Genomic DNA, 18,209 nt, shown 5'->3' with positions numbered 1-18,209 from the left:
CACGGTGCGACCGCGCGAGCGCGGGTGCGTGTACAGGGTCAGGTCGTGGTCCGTCGGCGAAGTCCTCGCGCAGCGCGCGGAGCATGACCTCGGCCGCGACCCGCGGCGGCCGCGCAGCGGACAATGCACCTGGCGGCCCCGACGCTGATGCCCGCACGCCAGCGGCCCGGCCGCACGCACGAACGATGAACACGAGCACCACGGCGACTCCGACCCTCGTGGCGGCCGATACCCCGGCGCCCGCCCCGGCCTGCGAGCTGCGCCTGCCGGTCGGCGGCATGACCTGCGCGTCGTGCGTGCGCCGCGTCGAGAAGGCGCTGCTCGGCGTCGACGGCGTGCAGGCCGCCAGCGTCAACCTGGCCACCGAGACCGCGACGGTGCAGGCGTCGCCGGCGGTGTCGGCGCAGCGGCTCGTGGCCGCCGTGCGCCAGGCCGGCTACGAGGTGTCCGACGCCGAGCACACGCTGCGCATCGACGGCATGACCTGCGCGTCGTGCGTGGCGCGCGTCGAGAAGGCGCTGATGCGCGTGGACGGCGTCGCCGCAGCGAGCGTCAACCTGGCCACCGAGACGGCGCGCGTGACCGCGCTGGCGACGGTGACGGCCGACGCGCTGGTCGCCGCGGTCCGACGCGCCGGCTACGCCGCGCACGTGCAGACCGAGGCCGACGTCGCCGGCACCGCGCAGGGCTGGCGCGCGCCGCCGTGGCTGCCGGTGGCGCTGTCGGCGCTGCTGACGCTGCCGCTGGTCGCGCCGATGCTGGCGATGCCGCTGGGCATCGACGCGATGCTGCCCGGCTGGCTGCAGTGGCTGCTGGCCACGCCGGTGCAGTTCGTGTTCGGCGCGCGCTTCTACGTCGCCGGCTTCAAGGCGGTGCGCGCGGGCGCCGGCAACATGGACCTGCTGGTCGCGCTGGGCACCAGCGCCGCCTACGGGCTGTCGCTGGTGCTGCTGTGGCGGCACGCCGACCACGGCACGCCGCATCTGTACTTCGAGGCCTCGGCGGCGGTGATCACGCTGGTGCTGCTGGGCAAGTGGCTCGAGGCGCGCGCCAAGCGCCAGACCAGCGATGCGATCCGCGCGCTGCAGGCGCTTCGACCGGCGTCGGCGCGTGTGCGTCGCGACGACGGCGCCGAGGCCGAGGTGCCGCTGGCCGAGGTGCGCGCGGGCGACGTGGTGGTCGTGCGGCCGGGCGAGAAGCTGCCGGTCGACGGCGAGGTGCTCGAAGGGCGCAGCCACGTCGACGAGTCGCTGATCACCGGCGAGAGCCTGCCGGTGGCCAAGGGCGCGGGCGACCGCGTGACCGGCGGTTCGGTCAACGCCGAAGGCGTGCTGGTGCTGCGCACCACCGGCGTCGGCGCCGAGACCACGCTGGCGCGCATCATCCGGCTGGTCGAGTCGGCGCAGGCGGCCAAGGCGCCGATCCAGCGCCTGGTCGACCAGGTCGCCGCGGTGTTCGTGCCGGTGGTGCTGGTGATCGCGGCGCTGGCGTTCGCCGGGGGCTGGTGGCGGCTCGGCGACGCGCAGGCAGCGCTGATCAACGCGGTGTCGGTGCTGGTCATCGCCTGCCCGTGCGCGCTGGGGCTGGCCACGCCGACGGCGATCATGGCCGGCACCGGCGTCGCCGCGCGCCACGGCATCCTGATCAAGGACGCGCAGGCGCTCGAGGTGGCGCACCGCGTGACCCATGTGGCCTTCGACAAGACCGGCACGCTGACCGAGGGCCGGCCTGCGCTGGTCGCGCTGGTCGCCGCCGACGGCGACGACGAGCCGGCGCTGCTGCGCGACGCGGCGGCGCTGCAGGCGCGCAGCGAGCACCCGCTGGCCCGCGCGGTGCTCGAGCGCGCGCGCGCCGACGGCATCGGGCCCGCGGCTGCCGACGGCGTGCGCGCGCTGCCCGGGCGCGGCATCGAGGCGGTGGTCGACGGACGGTTGCTGGCGATCGGCAGCACTCGGCTGCTGCACGAGCGCGGGCTCGATGCCGGCGCGCTGGCCGGGCGCGCCGCGGCGCTCGAGGCCGACGGGCGCACGCTGTCGTGGCTGCTCGAGGGCGAGGGCGCGACAGGCACCCCGGCGCGCGTGCGCGGCCTGCTGGCCTTCGGCGACGCGCCCAAGGCGTCGGCCGCCGACGCCGTCGCGCGGCTGCGTGCACTGGGCATCGAGGCGGTGATGCTCACCGGCGACAACCCCGGCAGCGCGCAGGCGGTGGCGCGGCGGCTGGGGATCACCGAGGTGCGCGCCCAGGTGCTGCCCGAGGCCAAGGCGCAGGCCGTGATGGCGCTGAAGGCCGGCGGCGCGACGGTGGCGATGGTCGGCGACGGCATCAACGACGCGCCGGCGCTGGCGGCCGCCGACGTCGGCATCGCGATGGGCAGCGGCACCGACGTCGCGATGGAGACCGCAGGCATCACGCTGATGCGCAGCGACCCGCGGCTGGTGGTGGCGGCGATCGACATCTCGCGCCGCACCTACGCGAAGATCCGCCAGAACCTGTTTTGGGCCTTCGCCTACAACGTGGTCGGCATCCCGCTCGCCGCGGTGGGGCTGCTCAACCCGGTGATCGCCGGCGCGGCCATGGCCTTCAGCAGCGTCAGCGTGGTGACCAACGCGCTGCTGCTGCGGCGCTGGCGCCCGCCGCCGACGTGACGAAGCCCGCCGCCTCGCGGCGGCGGGCTGCGGCGCGGGACCGCGTTACTTGACGGTCAGCACCCAGGCCGCGAGCTGCTTGGCCTCGGCCTCGCTGACCTGCGGGTTGGCGGGCATCGGCACCTGCCCCCACACGCCCTTGCCGCCCTTGATGATCTTCTGCGCCAGTTCGTCGGCGGCGCCCGCCTTGCCGGCGTACTTCGCCGCCACGTCCTTGTACGACGGGCCGACGAGCTTCTTGTCGAGCGCGTGGCAGGCCATGCAGTTCTTCTTCTTCGCCAGTTCGGCGTCGGCGAAGGCGGGCGAGGCGGCGAACAGGCCGGCGACGACGGTCAGTGCGAACAAAGTCTTCATGTTTCCTCTCGGCGGGTCGAAATAGCGCGTTAACGTACAGGTACCGAAACGGAATTCTAGGCCCGGCGGTTGACCCCGCCGGCGCGAAAGGGGTTGACGATGGCGTTCGTGGTTCTCGGCGTGCTGCTGATCGCCGCCAAGCTCGCGGAACTCGGCCCGGTGGCCGACCTGTCGTGGTGGTGGGTGCTCGCGCCGTTCGCCCTGGCGGTGCTGTGGTGGTCGTTCGCCGACTCGTCGGGGCTGACGAAGAAGCGCGAGATCGACAAGATGGAGCAGCGCAAGGCCGAGCGCCGGCGCAAGCACCTGGACCACCTCGGCATGGACGAGCACGGCCGGCGCGTCAAGTGAGCGTGCCGCGCCGGCGTGGCGCCGGCGTTCACGATTCGTAACGATCGAGCACCGCGCCGTGGCTGGCGCTGGCCGCGTTGTGCGCGAACTTGGCGAGCACGCCACGCCGGTAGCGCGGTGCCGGCGGTTGCCACGCGGCACGGCGGCGCGCGATCTCGGCGTCGTCGACCTCGAGCTGCAGCAGCCGGCGGTGCGCGTCGATGGTGATCGTGTCGCCCTCTTGCACCAGCGCGATCGTGCCGCCCTCGTGGGCCTCGGGTGCGACGTGGCCGACGACCATGCCCCAGGTGCCGCCCGAGAAGCGCCCGTCGGTGATCAGCCCGACCGACTCGCCCAGGCCCTGGCCGATCAGCGCGCCGGTGGGCGCGAGCATCTCGGGCATGCCGGGGCCGCCCTTGGGGCCGAGGTAGCGCAGCACCATCACGTCGCCGGCCCGGATGCGCCCGGCCATGATCGCCGCCAGCGCCGACTGCTCGTCGTCGAACACGCGCGCCGGTCCGGTGATGCGCGGGTTCTTCAGCCCGGTGATCTTGGCCACGCTGCCCTCGGGGCTGAGGTTGCCCTTGAGGATGGCCAGGTGCCCCTCGGCGTACAGCGGGTTCGACAGCGGCCGGATCACGTCCTGGTCGGCGCGCACGGTGGACGGCACGTCGGCCAGGTTCTCGGCCAGCGACTTGCCGGTGATCGTCATGCAATGGCCGTGCAGCAGGCCGGCGTCGAGCAGCAGCTTCATGACCTGCGGGATGCCGCCGGCGCGGTGCAGGTCGATCGCGAGGTACCTGCCGCTGGGCTTGAGATCGCAGATCACCGGCACCTTCTGGCGCACGCGCTCGAAGTCGTCGATGGTCCACTCGACGCCGGCGGCGTGTGCGATGGCCAGGAAGTGCAGCACCGCGTTGGTCGAGCCGCCGATGGCCATGATCACCGCCACCGCGTTCTCGATGCTCTCGCGCGTGACGATGTCGCGCGGCTTGAGGTCGTTCTTCACCGCCTCGACGAGCACCGCGGCGGCGCGGCGCGTCGCGGCGACGATCTCGTCCTCGACGTTGGCCATCGTCGACGAGCCGGGCAGGCTCATGCCCAGCGCCTCGAACGCCGAGCTCATCGTGTTGGCGGTGTACATGCCGCCGCACGAACCGCTGCCCGGGATCGCGCGGCGTTCGATCTGGCAGAAGTCCTCGTCGCTCATCTTGCCGGCGCTGTACTGGCCCACCGCCTCGAAGACGCTGACGATGTTCAGGTCCTGGCCCTTGTAGCGGCCGGGCAGGATGGTGCCGCCGTAGACGAACAGGCCGGGCACGTTGGCGCGCAGCATGCCCATCATCGCGCCGGGCATGTTCTTGTCGCAGCCGCCGATCACCAGCACGCCGTCCATCCACTGGCCCTGCACCGAGGTCTCGACGCAGTCGGAAATCACCTCGCGCGAGACCAGCGAGTACTTCATGCCCTCGGTGCCCATCGCCATGCCGTCGCTGATCGTCGGCGTGCCGAACACCTGCGGGTTCGCGCCGGCCGCCTTCAGCCCCTCGACCGCCGCGTCGGCGAGCCGCTGCAGCCCCGAGTTGCACGGCGTGATCGTCGAGTGCGCATTGGCCACGCCGATCATCGGCTTGCTGAAGTCCTTGTCGGAATAGCCCATGCCGTAGTACATGGAGCGGTTCGGCGCGCGCGCCACGCCTTCGGTGATGTTCGCGCTGCGGCGGTTGATCTTCAGCGGTTCGGTCATGGTCTCTCCGGTGGGCGGGGCTCGTGCGAAGCAGCGGGGATTCTAGGCCGGCGGGGGTCGCGCGCCGGGGCGCTGCTAGCATGCGTGCCATGCTCATGCACCCCCGGTTCGACCCGGTCGCGATCTCGCTGGGCCCGGTGCAGATCCACTGGTACGGGCTGACCTACCTGGCCGCGTTCGCGCTGTTCCTGTGGCTGGCGTCGCTGCGCGTGAAACAGCCGGCGTTCGCGCAGGCCGGCTGGACGCGCCGCGACGTCGAGGACCTGCTGTTCTGGGGCGTGGTCGGCGTGATCGTCGGCGGTCGGCTCGGCTACGCACTGTTCTACAAGCCGGGGCACTACGCGGCGAACCCGCTCGAGGTGCTGGCGCTGTGGAAGGGCGGCATGTCGTTCCACGGCGGCCTGCTCGGCGTGATCGCGGCGATGGCGCTGTACGCGCGTTCGCGTGGTCGGCCGTTCCTGCAGGTCACCGACCTGATCGCGCCGTGCGTGCCCACCGGGCTGGCGGCCGGGCGCATCGGCAACTTCATCAACGGCGAGCTGTGGGGGCGCGCGGCCGATGCGTCGCTGCCGTGGGCAATGGTGTTCCCGCAGTCGGGCAGCGACGTGCCGCGCCACCCGTCGCAGCTGTACCAGTTCGCGCTCGAGGGGCTGCTGCTGTTCGTGCTGCTGTGGCTGTACGCGCGCGGCCGGCGCGCCACCGGCCAGGTCTCGGGCGCGTTCCTCGTCGGCTACGGCGTGCTGCGATTCGTCGCCGAGTACTTCCGCGAGCCCGACGGCTTCCTCGGCCTGCTGGCGCTGAACATGAGCATGGGCCAGTGGCTGTGCGTGCCGATGGTCGCCGCCGGCGCCTGGCTGTGGCTGCGCGCGACGCGCCGAACGCACTGAACCGACACCGACGATGCGACAGATCTTCCTCGACACCGAGACCACGGGCCTCAGCCCCGAGAGCGGCGACCGCATCATCGAGATCGGCTGCGTCGAGATGGTCAACCGGCGCCTGACCGGGCGCAACCTGCACCACTACCTGAACCCCGAGCGCCGCAACAGCGACGACGCGGTGCGCATCCACGGCCTGACCGACGAGTTCCTCGCCGACAAGCCGTTGTTCGCCGCCGTGGCCGACGAACTGCTGGAGTACCTGGCCGGCGCCGAGGTCGTGATCCACAACGCAGCCTTCGACATCGGTTTCCTCGACGAGGAGCTGCGCCGCATCGGCCGGCCGGCGTTTCGCGAGCACGTGGCCGGCGTCGTCGACAGCCTGCTGATGGCGCGCGAGATGTTTCCCGGCAAGTCGAACTCGCTCGACGCGCTGTGCAAGCGCCTGGACGTCGACAACGCCAGTCGCACGCTGCACGGCGCGCTGCTCGACGCCGGGTTGCTCGCCGAGGTGTACATCCGCATGACGCGGGGTCAGGAGTCGCTGGTCATCGACGGGCTCGATGCCGAACAGGCGCAGGCCGCCGCCGAAGCCGTCGACCTGCGCCAGTTCGCGCTGCCGGTGCTCGCCGCCAGCGCCGACGAGTGTGCCGCCCACGAGGTCGTGCTCGCCGACCTCGACCAGGCCAGTGGCGGCAAGACGGTGTGGCGCGTCGCCATGGCATAATCGCGGCCTTGCCGGAAAGCGGCCAGCCGACTTCCGGGCAGTTAGCTCAGCGGTAGAGCACTGCCTTCACACGGCAGGGGTCGCAGGTTCGAACCCTGCACTGCCCACCAAGTAAATCAACACCTTAGCGCGAAGTGCCCACTAACCGGGCCTTCGCGCTAAGTGCTTTGTAAGTGCCGCTGCAGCCTAAGTGCCGCCGAGCACTTACGCCGCCTGCCGGCGGTCGAGCTCGTCGACGGCGGCCAGCAGTCGCGGTGCGTCGCTCGGATCGGTGAGCACGGCCAGATCACGGGCGACGAGGTCGCCGGCGGTGGCGGCGTCGCAGAGGATGACGCTGCCGCTGCAGATCTCGAGGCGGTTGTCGACGCGCACGCGCAGCGTCGTCTTGAGGGTGAACTTCAGGCTGTCGGTCATGGTGTATGGGAGGGGCGCCGGGCTTCTCAACCCGCGCATCGCCGTGAATCAACTTGCGGTGGGGGGTGGGAGGTCGGCGTCCGTTCCCGCGGCTGCCGCTGGCGGAGAACCAGTCAGCAAGCGCCGACCTCCCGAAACTGTCAGTGCGTGCGCTGCCAGGCGCCGGACGGCCCGGCCTGATGCCACGGCGTCGTGACGCGCAGCATCCGCGCGATGTCGGCGCGGCGTGCGGCGAGCGCACGCTCGCGGTCGTCGTCGTCGATGAAGGTGCCCGCCATCTGCTCGGCGCAGGCAAGTGCGTCCTCGAGGTCGACCGCGACGACGTCGCCGGTGCGGTGCGGCTTGCCGCCGATCCAGACGTTGCGCAGCAGGCGAATCTTCGCGGTGGGGTTTGCCATCGGGTGCTCCATCAGGTAATCGAGGTCGACTTCGCGATCGTCGAAGGATGATCGACGGCCCAGTCGATCGACAGCATCAGCCGCACACCGATGCCGCCGTACCTGAACGCGGTCGGCGACGCGAGCGGGCTGATCGTGACCTCGACCGTCCCCCAGCGCGCCTCGGCGATCAGCGTCGGGTCGAGCAGCACCATCGCATCGTCGGGCGCGGCACGGCTGACGAAGACGTCGAGGCCGTCGAGCTTGCCATTGCTGTAGATCGGCTCGCCCGAGGTGATCTTCGCTCTCTGGCGCAGCAGCCGCGCGACGTCGACGCCCATGATTGCGACCGGCGCGCCGCCGTAGCCCTCGGCGGCGGCGATCATCGTGCACACCCCGCTGTAGGCGAGGGTCGTGCCCGACTGGCTGACGGTGTTCGGCACCTGAAGCAAGCCCAGCGGCTCGCCGCCGCTGCCGCCGCCGCTGATGAAGGCAACGTCGACCGCCTTCGCCAGCGCGGCCCCCATCTGCTGCTCGACGAACGAGATCGCGCCGGGCGACTGCAGGTCGAACTGCTTGCTGACGAACTGCGTCGTCGCGATCGTCTTCGGCGTCATCGACCGCTGACCGACGACGGGCGCACCATCCGGCGCCTGCGTCGCCTCGTCACTCAGCCAGGCCACGGTCGGCGCGGTCGTCACGGCGGCGATCGTGCCGTTGCCGGTCAACTGCGCGCGGCGCAGCGGCAGGCGGGCGGTGATCGACGTCGCGAACAGCGCACCCGCGAAGCCCGCGTTCTGCGTGCCGACGAGATAGTTCGATCCACTGGATCCGCTGGCGGTCATGTCCCTGACGAGCACGTCGTTCGGGATGTAGAACGAGCGGAACGTCGTCGGCTGCTGCCCCGTCTTCGCGGCGATCGCTTCGCTGATCTCCCTGTAGAACGGCAGCACCGACTTGTCGTCGTGGGCGGCGGCGCGGATGAGCTCGCCGAGCGAGTAGCGGCTCGCCTGACGCACGGTCAGGTCAAGAAAGCCGCTTTGGGGGAGGTGTTCGCGTTGCATCATGGTTCGGCATGGTGCCGACCACGATCGCGGCGCTCAAAGGGTTTGGACGGCTTCCAGCACCCATCTCCTGCTGCCCGCTTCGGCCGGCAGGCGCACCAGGCGAAGACCATCGACGGCGGCGCCGGCCTGCGCGACCTGCCCGAGCAGGATGCCGAGCTTGTGCGGGTCGAGGTTGCACGTCTGCAGCAGCACCTTCTTCGCCTCGGGATCGAACCTCGCCGCGTCGACGACGCCGGCCGTCGTGAAGCACTCGCCGGCCTCGAACATCGCGATGATGATCTGCATCGTCCTGCGCTGCGGCGGCGTCAGCCGGTCGGCGAACAGGCGCTCGAGCTCCTGCCGGATGACGCGGCGCACGACGTGCTCGAGGTCGGCGAGGTCGGTCACGATGCGGCCTCGCCGTCCGGGTCGAGGTCGTCGGCCATCTGCTGCCGCGCGCGGCGCGCCTCGTCCAGCGCCATATGCCGCAGTACGGCGGGTGAAGTCTCGACCGCAATGCGCGGCACCAGTCGGTCAATCATCGCCTCGGCGGCGGCGTCGAAACTGCGCAGACAGGCAGCGAACGCGGCCGTCGCCACAGCAGCCGGCACCATCTGCTCGCGCAGCGCGGCCACCTTCGCCTCGGCCAGGTCGGCGTCGGCGCGGGCCTTGCGCGTTTCGGCCTGGCGCAGCGTCTCGCCGCCGTCGTGCGCCCTGGCGCGGGCCACAGCGCGGTCCAAAAGCCAGCGGTGCGCCGCGGCGAACGGGACCTGGCGCCCGTTGACGCCACGCCCCGCAGGACCGGCAGGCATGCCCTCGGCCACGTACTGCGCGACAGTCTGCCGCGACAGTCCCAGCATCCTCCCAAACTCACTCATCGAAACCGTAACAGTCGTTACCATTGTGAAATGCCTGCTTAAAAATTAAGCACAAACCCGAAAACATTGCGGCGCGAATTACCCGCAGTTGGGGTGCGCCGTGGAAGGACCCGACGCACCGTTGGGTCCTCTGTCGGCGTCCGCCATGCGGGTACGTTCGATGCCCGATTGCTCGGCGTTTTTTGCCGAAACGCATTAGGGGATACGTCACGGTCCGATCCGCCACCGCGTCGGCAGCGTGACGTCGTGGCCCGCATCGCGCAGCGCCCGCAGGCTGACGCTGCGGCAGCCGGGCAGGTGCACGGTGACGTCGTCGCTGCCGCGCCGCGCGGTGTAGACCAGGCACAGACCATCGACGACGAGGTACTCGTCGGCGCGCCACGGCTGCGTCAGCCGGCGGTCGGTGAATAGGTCGGCGAACAGGTCGGTGCGATCAAGCATGCTTGGCCTCACGCTCGCGCAGCCGCGACACCATTGACTCGATGAACTTCTCGCGCGTGGGCCACGTGGTGTCGTACTGCGCGCAGACCTTGCCGTCGGGCATCACGATGCCGCCGCGCTGGTTGGCGCCGAGCTCGTCGACCGTGACCGGCTCGGCGGTCGGGCCGACGATGCGCCAGGCCACGACGGGCACCTCGTCGACCTCGTATTCCGGCCCGTCGTCGGTGTTGCCGTAGTAGGTGACGACAAGCATGGTGTCGCCGGGGCGTGACGGCACGTGCAGGGAGGTCGCCCGCTCGAGGTCGTCGGCGTCGATAGGGCTGAAATCGACCGTGCTGCCGTCGCTCATGCGGGCACAGAAAACCTTGCCGTACAGATTCACGCTCACGATGCGGTCGATGTTGAGCAGGCGGCTGCCGATGCGGAAGAACATGGTTTCTCCTACGTGGTGATGTGGACGAACCCGCCGCACCTCTGCGGCAGCGTGGGAAGGTCGAGGCCGAGCCAGGGCGAACGCAGCCCCGCCCGCCTGTGGTTTCCGCAGCGGCGGCTGTTGGGCAGGAAGTGACCACAGGCGAGGCAGGTGACGCGCTCGTCGGTGGGGCTCGAAATTTCAGCGTCACCCCCCTCCCGGCTCACTGACAAAACTGACAGAACCCCCCTTTTGTCAGTTCTGTCAGTGCCCCCAGAGGGGGGTGCAGCGAAATTCACGGGCGGGGTAGGACCGGACTCCGGGAACGAAATTTCAGCGTCACCCCCCTCCCGGCTCACTGACAAAACTGACAGAACCCCCCTTTTGTCAGTTCTGTCAGTGCCCCCGGAGGGGGGTGCGGCCAAATTCACGTGCAGCCGGTCAATCCACTTCGCCACGGCGCACCTCCTCGGCCAGCGTGTAGACGGTCGTCGGGCGCCCGCCGCTCTCGACCGTGGCCTCCGTCACCCAGCCGTGCGCCGCCAGCATGTCGAGCGCCTCGGCCACGGCCTCGCGTTCCGTCAGCCCCGACCACTGTGGGCGGTACACGTCGCGGGCGGAGAACGGCTCGGCCAGCGCGCCGGTCTTGACCTTGTCCACGATCAGGCGCGCGGCGCGCACGGCGGCGCGGTGTCCACTGGCGTGCAGCCTGCGGGCGTGGCTGTCGAAGTAGTCGCCGAGCGCGAGAGCGCGCAGCATTGCCTTCTGCGTCACGGGTCCGGCGCCGCCGTCGCACAGGTGCACGGTGAGCGCGAACGCCGGGACGTGATGCCGAAACTTGGCGAGCGCGGCCTCGCACGGGTCTTCGCCGGGGGCGCGCAGGCGGTGCTCGAGCTCGGCCCGCCACTCCGAGAACGCCGCGCGCGCCTCGTCGTCGAGCCGCAGGAACGGGAGCCCGACGGGTTCGGTACCGATCATGTTCTGCTCGGCCTTCAGACTCCACAGCGACGCGGCGTCCAGGCGGTCGAACACCTCGCGCACACGCGAGCGCGCCTCGCTGTCGGGCAGCCGGTCCACGTCGCGCCACGGGCCGGGGTCGTCCGGCCACGCGACGAGGAAGCGCTCGATCAGCCCGTCGTCGCCGCGTCCGGCGCGGCTCGCCCGCATGATGTGGCCCAGCGGCCCGGGCTGGATGGCGCCGATGATGGACAGGCGCATGTCCTCGGCAGTGATGGTGCCGCGGCCGATGCGGTCAGCCGTGAACTTGCCGCCGCTCCAGCACTGGACGAAGAAGGACCGCGTCTCAGAGTTCTCCTCGCGTGCCATCTCAAAGAACCATCCCGACATCTCGTCGCGCGTCATCAGCAGCGCGCCGTCGCCTTCGGCCAGGAGCTCGTGCAGCTTCTCCCACGTCGGCGAGTTGACGACGTAGCGCCCACGCTTCGGTGCGGCCGGCTCGTCCGATGCGGCGGCGAGCAGGCTCGAGACGTCGGCGGCGATGTCGGCCTTCAGTGCCTTCTTTGCCTCGGACATTCGCACGTCGGCCAACACCTTCGCCGACACGAGGTCCAGCTTGTGCTGCGCCATCGCTTCGTTGTACGTCTCGACGGCGCGCGCCTCGAGGCGCTCGATGGGCGCCAGCGCGGCGCGCATTGCGGGCGACTTCATCATCCCGGGGCGCCCGACGATCAGCGCCCACAGGTTCGCCGGCTCGCTCCAGTCGTCGAGCTTGCGCAGCCGGACAACGACGCGCCGCGCCGCCAGCGACGCCGCCGCGACGAGCAGCGGCACGGCCACGAAGTCGGGCGGGCACTGCATGCGCTCGCACACGTCATCTACCCACGGCTTGAACGACGCCGGCAGGGCGTCCATCGGGAACGCCTCGACGGGCGCGAGCTCGGGTGGCAGCGGCGTTGCCTTCGGCGCCTCCCGGCTCGTGGCCCCGCCGCTACCGGCACCCTGGCCGCTGTAGCGCTCGCCGCCCATAGCGAGCACGGAGTCGATGGTCAGCCAGCCGTAGGTCGTCTCGCCGCGCGGATCGTCCCACTTCGGCCGCATCAGCATGCTGCGCCGGAACAGACGGTCGAGCTGCGCACGATCCTGTGTCCAGAAGGCCAAGATGCCGACGAGCGCGGCGTCGGCGCTCGACGGGTCCTCGCCAGCGTCACCGGACCACAGGCGGGTGAACTTGGCGCCGTTCCTAGCCTCGCGTGCCCGGCGAAGCACCTCCTCATCGGTCAGCCCGCCGGAAGCGCCTGTAGGGGCCTTCTCGGCCTTCGGCGCGGCCTTCTGCATGAAGGTGTCGTGCAGCCAGTCGAGCGCGTCCTGCGCCTCGACAACCTCGCCCCCGCCGAGCCGGTGGCCGGTGTAGGTCAGATACCTCGGCGACGTCTTGTCGTAAACCTCGAGCCGGTTCGACGGTCCACCCTTGCCACAGCGGCGTGCGACGCCACGGCAGAAGATGCGCAGGCCGTCGCCGCTCGGGCTGCGCTCGGCGTAGCAGCCGGCGAACTTCTGCAGCACCTCGGTCGCCCACGCTTCAATCACGCCCGTCTCCGGGTCGAGCACGTGGTCGAGGTCAATGCCGACCAGGTCCTCGGCCAACACCAAGCCAATGCCGTCGTGCTCCGGGGCCACAGCGGCGGCGGCTTCGAACGTGGACCAGGTCGCAGGGTCGTTGGTCTTCGCCATCCCCGGACCTGTGGCCCTCGACGGCGGCTTCGTCCACCTGCCCTCGCGCAGGACGTAGTCCCATGCGACCCACGAGCCGGTGCGGCGCAGGGCATCGGGCACGGCGTCGAGCCTGGGCCGCAGCGGCGTCGGCTTGTCGGTTGTAGTATTCGCGTGCATTGGATTTAGTCCTTAGGCCCGCCTCGCGCGGGCCTTCTTCTGATTGCGCTGCAGCGCGCCGACCATCGCAGCACGGGCGCACTCGTCGATAGGCGGCGTCGACTCGTGGATCTCGATGACGTGCCTCGGCTCGAAGCGCACGATGTCGCCGAGGTCGAGGCCCTTGTCGTCGAAGACCGGGACGGCGTCGAGTTCGCCGACGATGACGCCGTCGGCGTCCATGGGCTCGAGCAAGCGCACCCACAGGCGCTCGGTGACGCCGTCGCCGCAGGCCGCGACGGTCGGCGAGGTCGGGCATCCAGAACGTGTCCGGGTGCTCGCGGTTCATCTGCTCGCCGTCGATCAGGGTGTAGAGGACCGCGTTCATCACGCGGCCTCCGTCAGCTTGCGCTGCAGCAGCCGCTGCAGTTCGACGTCCGGGATCAACCGGCGCTTGCCGATCTTCGTGCTGCGCAATTCACCGGCGGCGAGCAGCGCGTAGATCAACCTCAAGGGGACGCCGAGGCGCTTCGCCGCGCTCTCGGGTGAGTGAGCCAACGGCTCCGAGGTGGCGAGGTGTGACATAGCACGCTCCTGGGTGGTGGCGTGCTATGGCCCCTTGTCTGCCGTTGCACGCCGGGTTGATGAACTTGCGTGCTTCGGCACTCTAGAAACGAAGTCGGAACTAGCCCGGCCGCTTCCGAATTCTCTTGAGCTTGACGACGTCGTGCACCGTGCGCTCGCTGACGCCAAAGGCGCGAGCCAGCGCCTTGACGGCGCCGTACTTCTGGCCGTCGCGCACGCGGTGCGCGTACTGGTCACGCATCCGCCGCTGCTGCTCCTCGGTCAGCGTGCCGCCCTGTAGCGCGCGGTCGCGCTGCTGCTGGCTGGCCTTGGCGTGCTCCATGTCGCGCAGCGCAAGCACGAGCTTCGGCACGAGCAGACCACGGGCGGCGGGCTGCTCCTCCACCGCGATGCACAGGCGCATGAGCAGCGCCGCCTTCTTCTCGCTGCGCTCGGCGTCGGACTTGTCGAGGAGCAGGTACGCGACGACGGCGCGGTCGTTGTCGGCCAGGTCGTCTACCGCGATGCTCATGCGCTCGCAGGCGGCGCGCAGGCGCTGCTCGGCGTAGCGGCGCACTTTCTGCAGCGCCCATGCCTGCGCGGCCGGCGTGGTGCTCAACAGCGCCGCGAAGATGTTGTCGGTGTCGAGCTTCACTTCGCCCCTCCCAACATCGCGACCGCGTCGGCCAGGTGGCCGGGCCGCAGGTGCGCGTAACGCTGCGTCATCACGCTCGACCCGTGGCCGAGCAGCGCCTGCACGGCGTACAGGCTGACGCCGCGCACGACCAGCTGCGAGGCGAAGTCATGCCGCATGTCATGCCAGCGAAAGTCGACGAGCTTCGCGGCCTCGCAAAGGTTCGCCCACGCCTTCTTGGTGTCGGTGAACATGCCGCCGGTCTTCGGCGACTTGAAGACGAGGCCGGCGGCGATGGTCGGCTTGATCGCGTTGAAGACGTCGAGTGCCTCGTCGTTCAGCGGGATGACGCGCGTCTTATTACTCTTGGCGGTCGCCGCCTTCACGGTGATCTGCCGCAGGTCGAGGTTGACCGCTTCCCATGTGAGCGCGAACAGTTCGCCCTGCCTGAGCCCGGTGTTCAGCGTGATCAACACCATCGGCGACACGTGATCGGCGAACCTGCCGATTGCTGGCAGCTGCGGCAGCCCGCGCTGCCTGCGCCATGCGTTGTAGCGTTCACGCTCGGCACGCGCGGCGTCGTCGCGGTCGGCGAGCGCCTGGCGCAGTCGCGCGGCCTCGTCCTTCGTCAGGTAGCGCACCCGCTTGTCGTCGGGCTCCTCGACCTTGTCGAAGCCGTCGCCGCGCAGCGGGTTCTCGGTCTTCGACTGCTTCGCCCAGTACGTCAGCACGCTCGACAACGCGGCGACGTCGCGATTGATGGTCGACGGTGCCCTGCCTGCCACCAGGCGCTTCGTGCGCAGCGCCTCGACGTCGGTCGCGGTGATCTCGTCGACGCGCCGGTCGAGCAGCGGCGCCCATGCGGCCCTGATGCGCTTGAGCGTGGCCTCGGCGTCCTTCTTGTGGGCAGTGGCGAAGGTCTTGTAGTCGCCGTCGACGAGGTCGCGCAGCGTCGTTCCTGCCGGTGCCTTGCGCGCCTGCAGCGCGGCCTCTGGATCGCGCATGATCGCCTTCGCGCGTTCCTCGGCCTGCTTCAGCGTCAGGTGCGACGTTGATCCGACCTTGACCCGCTTGCCGCGCGCGATCTGGCAGTAGAAGGTCCGCTTGCCGCTCGGCTGCACACGCAGCAGCAGCCCGTGGACGCGCTCGGAGCGGATCTCGTAGGGCTTGTTGGGCTTGTCGGCGGCGGCGGCGACCTTCGCGATGGTCGACCGGGTGACCTCTGCCATGATCTGCTCCCGCCTGCGTAAGTGCAGGCTAAGTGCAGATTCTATCGAGCAGTCGCAGACAACGGCAGGTAGTGGCAGGCTAAGTGCTTGATTCTGAAGGATTCTTCTTTCAGATCAACACCTTAGGAACGATAGAAAATGCCTTCACACGGCAGGGGTCGCAGGTTCGAACCCTGCACTGCCCACCAAGAGACTTCTAAGAATCAAGGACTTGCCAGCGATGGCCGGTCCTTTTTTCTTTCTCGTTGTCAAGTTGGCGTCCAACAGTGCGGGGCCTGCGGCCGCCAGTCCCATCTGCTGATCGCCGAGCGTCCGGACTGCGCCGAGGAATCGCTCATCACCTGGTCGGAAGTGCCGCCCACTGAAACGCCGCGGCACGTCCGTTGCCTTCACTTCGATGCAGTCGTGCGTGCGCTCGACTCACCGACGAGCAGCGGCCGGCGTACCGCAGCTGTGACGAACCAACGCGGCCCTTCCCGTGCCCGGGGTGCGCGCTCGCACCACGCCCTTGTCGCTGCGCGCCAGGCACGCGAGCGTTTGACGATCTGACGGGCGTGCGGCGCGCACCGCGGCGCTGCGCGCGCCGCACGCCGGCCAGGCGATCAGCCCGCCGCGGCTCGACCGTCGCGCCAGTCGCACCGCTGCGGCACACCCGTGCTCACGCCGTGAGCGTCGGAGCGGCATTGCACGACGCGCGCAGTCCATCCAGAGCGCACCGAAGACAAGGTCGGCGCGCTGGTGCACGTCACACTGCAACAGGCGGTCGTTGCGTCCGTGCCCGCGCGATCGCGGACGTCCAGGGCAGCATGCGGGTTGGCCATCCGAAGACCGCGCGGCAATCGGCCTGACGCCCGGCACGCGGGCGGCGCGGGTGGCGTGCGCTGTCACCTTCTGGTCGCCGCCGGCGTCCAATGCACAGACCAAGGAGAGATGCGATGACGGCCACCTTCGAAAGCCAGATCGGCAGTCGATCGCCTGCCGAGAGCGATCTCGATCTCACGCTGCGCGCGCGCGGCGGCGATGCGGCCGCGTTCGAGCTGATCATGCGCCGGCACAACCGCCTGTTGTTCCGCGCCGCGCGCGGCATCGTCGCCGACGACGCCGAAGCGCAGGACGTCGTGCAGGACGCCTACCTGCGCGCGTTCATGAGCCTCGATTCGTATCGCGGCGACGCCGCGCTCGGCACATGGCTGGCGCGCATCGCGATCAACGTCGCGCTGGATGTGCAGCGCAGGAAGGGTCGCACCGTGCCGATCGACGACAACCCGGACATGAACGACGAAACCGCAGCGGAGCATTCGAAGTCTTTCGTCGACACGCGCGACGAAGGCCCGGACGCCGCCGCCGAGCGCGGCCAGCTGCGCGCGCTGCTGCAAGCCGCGATCGAGCGGCTGCCGCCGATCTACCGCAGCGTCTTCATCCTGCGCGCGGTCGAGGAGAAGAGCGTGGAGGAAACCGCGTTCTGCCTGGGCGTCAGCGGCGACGTCGTCAAGACCCGCTACCTGCGCGCCCGCGCACTGCTGCGCGATGCGCTGGGTGCGCAGCTCGAGGCGCACGCGAACGAGGCTTTCGCCTTTGCCGGTGAACGCTGCGACGCCGTCGTGAACCGCGTCATTGCCGCCCTGCACGCGCAGGGCCTCATTCGCCCGCGCTGATGCGCGGGTGTTTCTCGACCTCACCCGCACTGATGCGCGGGTGTTTCTCGAACCGAACGGAGACCGTCATGACCGACCAGCTCGTCCTTCCCCCCACGCATCTGCTGCGCTCACGCCGGCGCGCGCTCGTCACGGGCGGCGCAGTGCTGTCGGCGGTGGCGGTCGCGCTGCTCGGCGGGCGCGAGGCGCTCGCCGCCAAGGCCGGCGGCAGCGTCGCCGAAGCCGACATCCGCATCCTCAACACCGCGCTGGGCGCCGAACTCGAGGCGGTGGCCGCGTACCAGGTCGGCGCCGAGAGCGGGCTGCTCGGCAAGTCCGCGCTGGCGGTCGCGCTGCAGTTCCAGGGGCACCACAAGGAGCACGCGAGCGCGCTCGAGGCCACCGTGCGCAAGCTCGGCGGCAAGCCGGTGGCGGCGAAGGCGAAGTACATGTTTCCGGTCGACAAGCTCGAGTCCGAGGCCGACGTACTGCGCTTCGCGGCGGGACTGGAGAAGGGCGCGGTGTCCGCGTACCTCGGCGCGGTGCCGCTGTTTGCCGAGCGCGAACTGGCGAAGGTCGCCGCCAGCATCCTCGGCGACGAAGCGATGCACTGGGCGGTGCTGCGGCAGGTGCTCGGCGAGAACCCGGTGCCCTCGGCGTTCGTGTCGTGAGCGTGCGCGCGATCGTGGCCTGCGCCTGCGCTGCGCTGTCGCTGTCGGCAGCGCACGCTGCGCCCGACGCGCAAGCGTTGCAGCGCGGCGGGCAGGTGTACGAGCGCTGCATCGCGTGCCACTCGATCGAAGCCAACCGTACCGGCCCGCAGCACTGCGGGCTGTTCGGACGCCGGGCCGGCACGGCGCCGGGTTACGACGGTTACTCGAAGGCGCTGCGCGACTCGAAGATCGTGTGGAACGAAGCCACGCTCGACACGTTCCTGCAGCACCCGATGCAAGCCGTTCCGGGAACGACGATGGGATACGCGGGCATCGCCGACGCGCACGAGCGCGCCGACCTGATCGCCTGGCTGCGCGAGGCGACGCGCCCGGGAACGACCTGCCACCCGAGCCGTTGAA

21 protein-coding genes and 1 tRNA gene are annotated in these 18,209 nt (G+C 70.2%); 8 read left to right on the top strand and 14 right to left on the bottom strand.

All coding sequences use genetic code 11. From position 1 onward, the window contains the following. Nucleotides 1–185: 185 nt before the first annotated feature. Nucleotides 186–2,645: a heavy metal translocating P-type ATPase gene (locus PKC53_RS07765; protein ID WP_324427837.1), complete on the top strand. Its 2,460-nt coding sequence runs from the start codon at nucleotides 186–188 to the stop codon at nucleotides 2,643–2,645. Nucleotides 2,646–2,690: 45 nt separating this feature from the next. Here the strand turns inward: PKC53_RS07765 and PKC53_RS07760 are convergent, their stop codons facing one another. Beyond that, on the bottom strand, nucleotides 2,691–2,999 hold the full coding sequence (locus PKC53_RS07760) for a c-type cytochrome (RefSeq protein WP_324427835.1): 309 nt from the start codon (nucleotides 2,997–2,999) through the stop codon (nucleotides 2,691–2,693). Between the two features lie 99 nt (nucleotides 3,000–3,098). Here PKC53_RS07760 and PKC53_RS07755 point away from each other — a divergent pair, with 99 nt between their 5' ends. After that, nucleotides 3,099–3,347: a TIGR04438 family Trp-rich protein gene (locus tag PKC53_RS07755; protein ID WP_324427833.1), complete on the top strand. Its 249-nt coding sequence runs from the start codon at nucleotides 3,099–3,101 to the stop codon at nucleotides 3,345–3,347. Between the two features lie 28 nt (nucleotides 3,348–3,375). Here PKC53_RS07755 and ilvD read toward each other — a convergent pair whose 3' ends face one another. Next, nucleotides 3,376–5,073, bottom strand: coding sequence for a dihydroxy-acid dehydratase (gene ilvD, locus PKC53_RS07750; protein ID WP_324427831.1), 1,698 nt, complete (start codon nucleotides 5,071–5,073; stop codon nucleotides 3,376–3,378). An 89-nt stretch (nucleotides 5,074–5,162) separates the two neighbouring features. Between ilvD and lgt the strand changes: the two genes are divergently transcribed. The 3 genes from lgt (at nucleotide 5,163) to PKC53_RS07735 (ending at nucleotide 6,788) form a co-directional block, all read left to right on the top strand. After that, nucleotides 5,163–5,960 (top strand): prolipoprotein diacylglyceryl transferase, encoded by a 798-nt coding sequence (gene lgt, locus PKC53_RS07745; protein WP_324427829.1) that lies wholly within the window; start codon nucleotides 5,163–5,165, stop codon nucleotides 5,958–5,960. A gap of 13 nt (nucleotides 5,961–5,973) precedes the next feature. Continuing rightward, nucleotides 5,974–6,678, top strand: coding sequence for a DNA polymerase III subunit epsilon (gene dnaQ, locus PKC53_RS07740; RefSeq protein ID WP_324427827.1), 705 nt, complete (start codon nucleotides 5,974–5,976; stop codon nucleotides 6,676–6,678). A gap of 35 nt (nucleotides 6,679–6,713) precedes the next feature. Then, nucleotides 6,714–6,788: transfer RNA gene (locus PKC53_RS07735), tRNA-Val, on the top strand. A 94-nt stretch (nucleotides 6,789–6,882) separates the two neighbouring features. Here PKC53_RS07735 and PKC53_RS07730 read toward each other — a convergent pair. From PKC53_RS07730 to PKC53_RS07675, 12 genes are all read right to left on the bottom strand, one after another. Then, on the bottom strand, nucleotides 6,883–7,092 hold the full coding sequence (locus tag PKC53_RS07730) for a hypothetical protein (RefSeq protein WP_324427825.1): 210 nt from the start codon (nucleotides 7,090–7,092) through the stop codon (nucleotides 6,883–6,885). A gap of 140 nt (nucleotides 7,093–7,232) precedes the next feature. Beyond that, the gene (locus PKC53_RS07725) at nucleotides 7,233–7,490 is read right to left on the bottom strand and encodes a hypothetical protein (protein ID WP_324427823.1); all 258 of its coding nucleotides are present in this window, start codon (nucleotides 7,488–7,490) and stop codon (nucleotides 7,233–7,235) included. Between the two features lie 11 nt (nucleotides 7,491–7,501). Next, complete coding sequence (locus PKC53_RS07720; RefSeq protein ID WP_324427821.1) at nucleotides 7,502–8,536, bottom strand: phage major capsid protein; 1,035 nt, start codon at nucleotides 8,534–8,536, stop codon at nucleotides 7,502–7,504. A 33-nt stretch (nucleotides 8,537–8,569) separates the two neighbouring features. Beyond that, complete coding sequence (locus PKC53_RS07715) at nucleotides 8,570–8,923, bottom strand: hypothetical protein (protein WP_324427819.1); 354 nt, start codon at nucleotides 8,921–8,923, stop codon at nucleotides 8,570–8,572. Further along, nucleotides 8,920–9,393 (bottom strand): hypothetical protein, encoded by a 474-nt coding sequence (locus PKC53_RS07710; protein WP_324427817.1) that lies wholly within the window; start codon nucleotides 9,391–9,393, stop codon nucleotides 8,920–8,922. The genes PKC53_RS07715 and PKC53_RS07710 overlap by 4 nt, the downstream gene beginning before the upstream one ends. Before the next feature lie 207 nt (nucleotides 9,394–9,600). Further along, the gene (locus PKC53_RS07705) at nucleotides 9,601–9,834 is read right to left on the bottom strand and encodes a hypothetical protein (protein WP_324427815.1); all 234 of its coding nucleotides are present in this window, start codon (nucleotides 9,832–9,834) and stop codon (nucleotides 9,601–9,603) included. After that, on the bottom strand, nucleotides 9,827–10,267 hold the full coding sequence (locus PKC53_RS07700) for a hypothetical protein (RefSeq protein ID WP_324427813.1): 441 nt from the start codon (nucleotides 10,265–10,267) through the stop codon (nucleotides 9,827–9,829). The genes PKC53_RS07705 and PKC53_RS07700 overlap by 8 nt, the downstream gene beginning before the upstream one ends. A gap of 420 nt (nucleotides 10,268–10,687) precedes the next feature. Further along, a complete protein-coding gene (locus PKC53_RS07695) occupies nucleotides 10,688–13,096 on the bottom strand; it encodes a DUF3987 domain-containing protein (RefSeq protein ID WP_324427811.1) in 2,409 nt (802 codons plus the stop codon). A 12-nt stretch (nucleotides 13,097–13,108) separates the two neighbouring features. Beyond that, entirely contained in the window at nucleotides 13,109–13,318 is a 210-nt protein-coding gene (locus PKC53_RS07690; protein WP_324427809.1) for a hypothetical protein, read from the bottom strand. A 144-nt stretch (nucleotides 13,319–13,462) separates the two neighbouring features. Next, on the bottom strand, nucleotides 13,463–13,660 hold the full coding sequence (locus tag PKC53_RS07685; RefSeq protein ID WP_324427807.1) for an excisionase family DNA-binding protein: 198 nt from the start codon (nucleotides 13,658–13,660) through the stop codon (nucleotides 13,463–13,465). Nucleotides 13,661–13,760: 100 nt separating this feature from the next. After that, a complete protein-coding gene (locus tag PKC53_RS07680) occupies nucleotides 13,761–14,294 on the bottom strand; it encodes a hypothetical protein (RefSeq protein WP_324427805.1) in 534 nt (177 codons plus the stop codon). Further along, on the bottom strand, nucleotides 14,291–15,502 hold the full coding sequence (locus tag PKC53_RS07675; protein WP_324427803.1) for a site-specific integrase: 1,212 nt from the start codon (nucleotides 15,500–15,502) through the stop codon (nucleotides 14,291–14,293). Before PKC53_RS07675 ends, PKC53_RS07680 begins: the two co-directional genes overlap by 4 nt. A gap of 935 nt (nucleotides 15,503–16,437) precedes the next feature. On the opposite strand from PKC53_RS07675, the gene PKC53_RS07670 reads away from it, so the two are divergent. The 3 genes from PKC53_RS07670 (at nucleotide 16,438) to PKC53_RS07660 (ending at nucleotide 18,208) form a co-directional block, all read left to right on the top strand. After that, on the top strand, nucleotides 16,438–17,157 hold the full coding sequence (locus PKC53_RS07670) for an RNA polymerase sigma factor (protein ID WP_324427801.1): 720 nt from the start codon (nucleotides 16,438–16,440) through the stop codon (nucleotides 17,155–17,157). Between the two features lie 68 nt (nucleotides 17,158–17,225). Beyond that, entirely contained in the window at nucleotides 17,226–17,807 is a 582-nt protein-coding gene (locus tag PKC53_RS07665; RefSeq protein WP_324427799.1) for a ferritin-like domain-containing protein, read from the top strand. Next, nucleotides 17,804–18,208: a c-type cytochrome gene (locus PKC53_RS07660; protein ID WP_324427797.1), complete on the top strand. Its 405-nt coding sequence runs from the start codon at nucleotides 17,804–17,806 to the stop codon at nucleotides 18,206–18,208. The genes PKC53_RS07665 and PKC53_RS07660 overlap by 4 nt, the downstream gene beginning before the upstream one ends. Nucleotide 18,209: the final 1 nt, after the last annotated feature.

It is taken from the genome of Azohydromonas sp. (assembly GCF_035325925.1).
GTDB lineage: Bacteria > Pseudomonadota > Gammaproteobacteria > Burkholderiales > Burkholderiaceae_C > Calidifontimicrobium.
The sequence above is the reverse complement of the archived record's forward strand: the minus strand, read 5'-3'. Positions and strand labels throughout refer to the sequence as shown.

Coding starts and splice junctions, on each gene's coding strand:
- PKC53_RS07765 (WP_324427837.1), top strand. CDS start 186: ATGAACACGAGCACCACGGCGACTCCGACCCTCGTGGCGGCCGATACC.
- PKC53_RS07760 (WP_324427835.1), bottom strand. CDS start 2,999: ATGAAGACTTTGTTCGCACTGACCGTCGTCGCCGGCCTGTTCGCCGCC.
- PKC53_RS07755 (WP_324427833.1), top strand. CDS start 3,099: ATGGCGTTCGTGGTTCTCGGCGTGCTGCTGATCGCCGCCAAGCTCGCG.
- ilvD (WP_324427831.1), bottom strand. CDS start 5,073: ATGACCGAACCGCTGAAGATCAACCGCCGCAGCGCGAACATCACCGAA.
- lgt (WP_324427829.1), top strand. CDS start 5,163: ATGCTCATGCACCCCCGGTTCGACCCGGTCGCGATCTCGCTGGGCCCG.
- dnaQ (WP_324427827.1), top strand. CDS start 5,974: ATGCGACAGATCTTCCTCGACACCGAGACCACGGGCCTCAGCCCCGAG.
- PKC53_RS07730 (WP_324427825.1), bottom strand. CDS start 7,092: ATGACCGACAGCCTGAAGTTCACCCTCAAGACGACGCTGCGCGTGCGC.
- PKC53_RS07725 (WP_324427823.1), bottom strand. CDS start 7,490: ATGGCAAACCCCACCGCGAAGATTCGCCTGCTGCGCAACGTCTGGATC.
- PKC53_RS07720 (WP_324427821.1), bottom strand. CDS start 8,536: ATGATGCAACGCGAACACCTCCCCCAAAGCGGCTTTCTTGACCTGACC.
- PKC53_RS07710 (WP_324427817.1), bottom strand. CDS start 9,393: ATGAGTGAGTTTGGGAGGATGCTGGGACTGTCGCGGCAGACTGTCGCG.
- PKC53_RS07705 (WP_324427815.1), bottom strand. CDS start 9,834: ATGCTTGATCGCACCGACCTGTTCGCCGACCTATTCACCGACCGCCGG.
- PKC53_RS07700 (WP_324427813.1), bottom strand. CDS start 10,267: ATGTTCTTCCGCATCGGCAGCCGCCTGCTCAACATCGACCGCATCGTG.
- PKC53_RS07695 (WP_324427811.1), bottom strand. CDS start 13,096: ATGCACGCGAATACTACAACCGACAAGCCGACGCCGCTGCGGCCCAGG.
- PKC53_RS07690 (WP_324427809.1), bottom strand. CDS start 13,318: ATGGACGCCGACGGCGTCATCGTCGGCGAACTCGACGCCGTCCCGGTC.
- PKC53_RS07685 (WP_324427807.1), bottom strand. CDS start 13,660: ATGTCACACCTCGCCACCTCGGAGCCGTTGGCTCACTCACCCGAGAGC.
- PKC53_RS07675 (WP_324427803.1), bottom strand. CDS start 15,502: ATGGCAGAGGTCACCCGGTCGACCATCGCGAAGGTCGCCGCCGCCGCC.
- PKC53_RS07670 (WP_324427801.1), top strand. CDS start 16,438: ATGACGGCCACCTTCGAAAGCCAGATCGGCAGTCGATCGCCTGCCGAG.
- PKC53_RS07665 (WP_324427799.1), top strand. CDS start 17,226: ATGACCGACCAGCTCGTCCTTCCCCCCACGCATCTGCTGCGCTCACGC.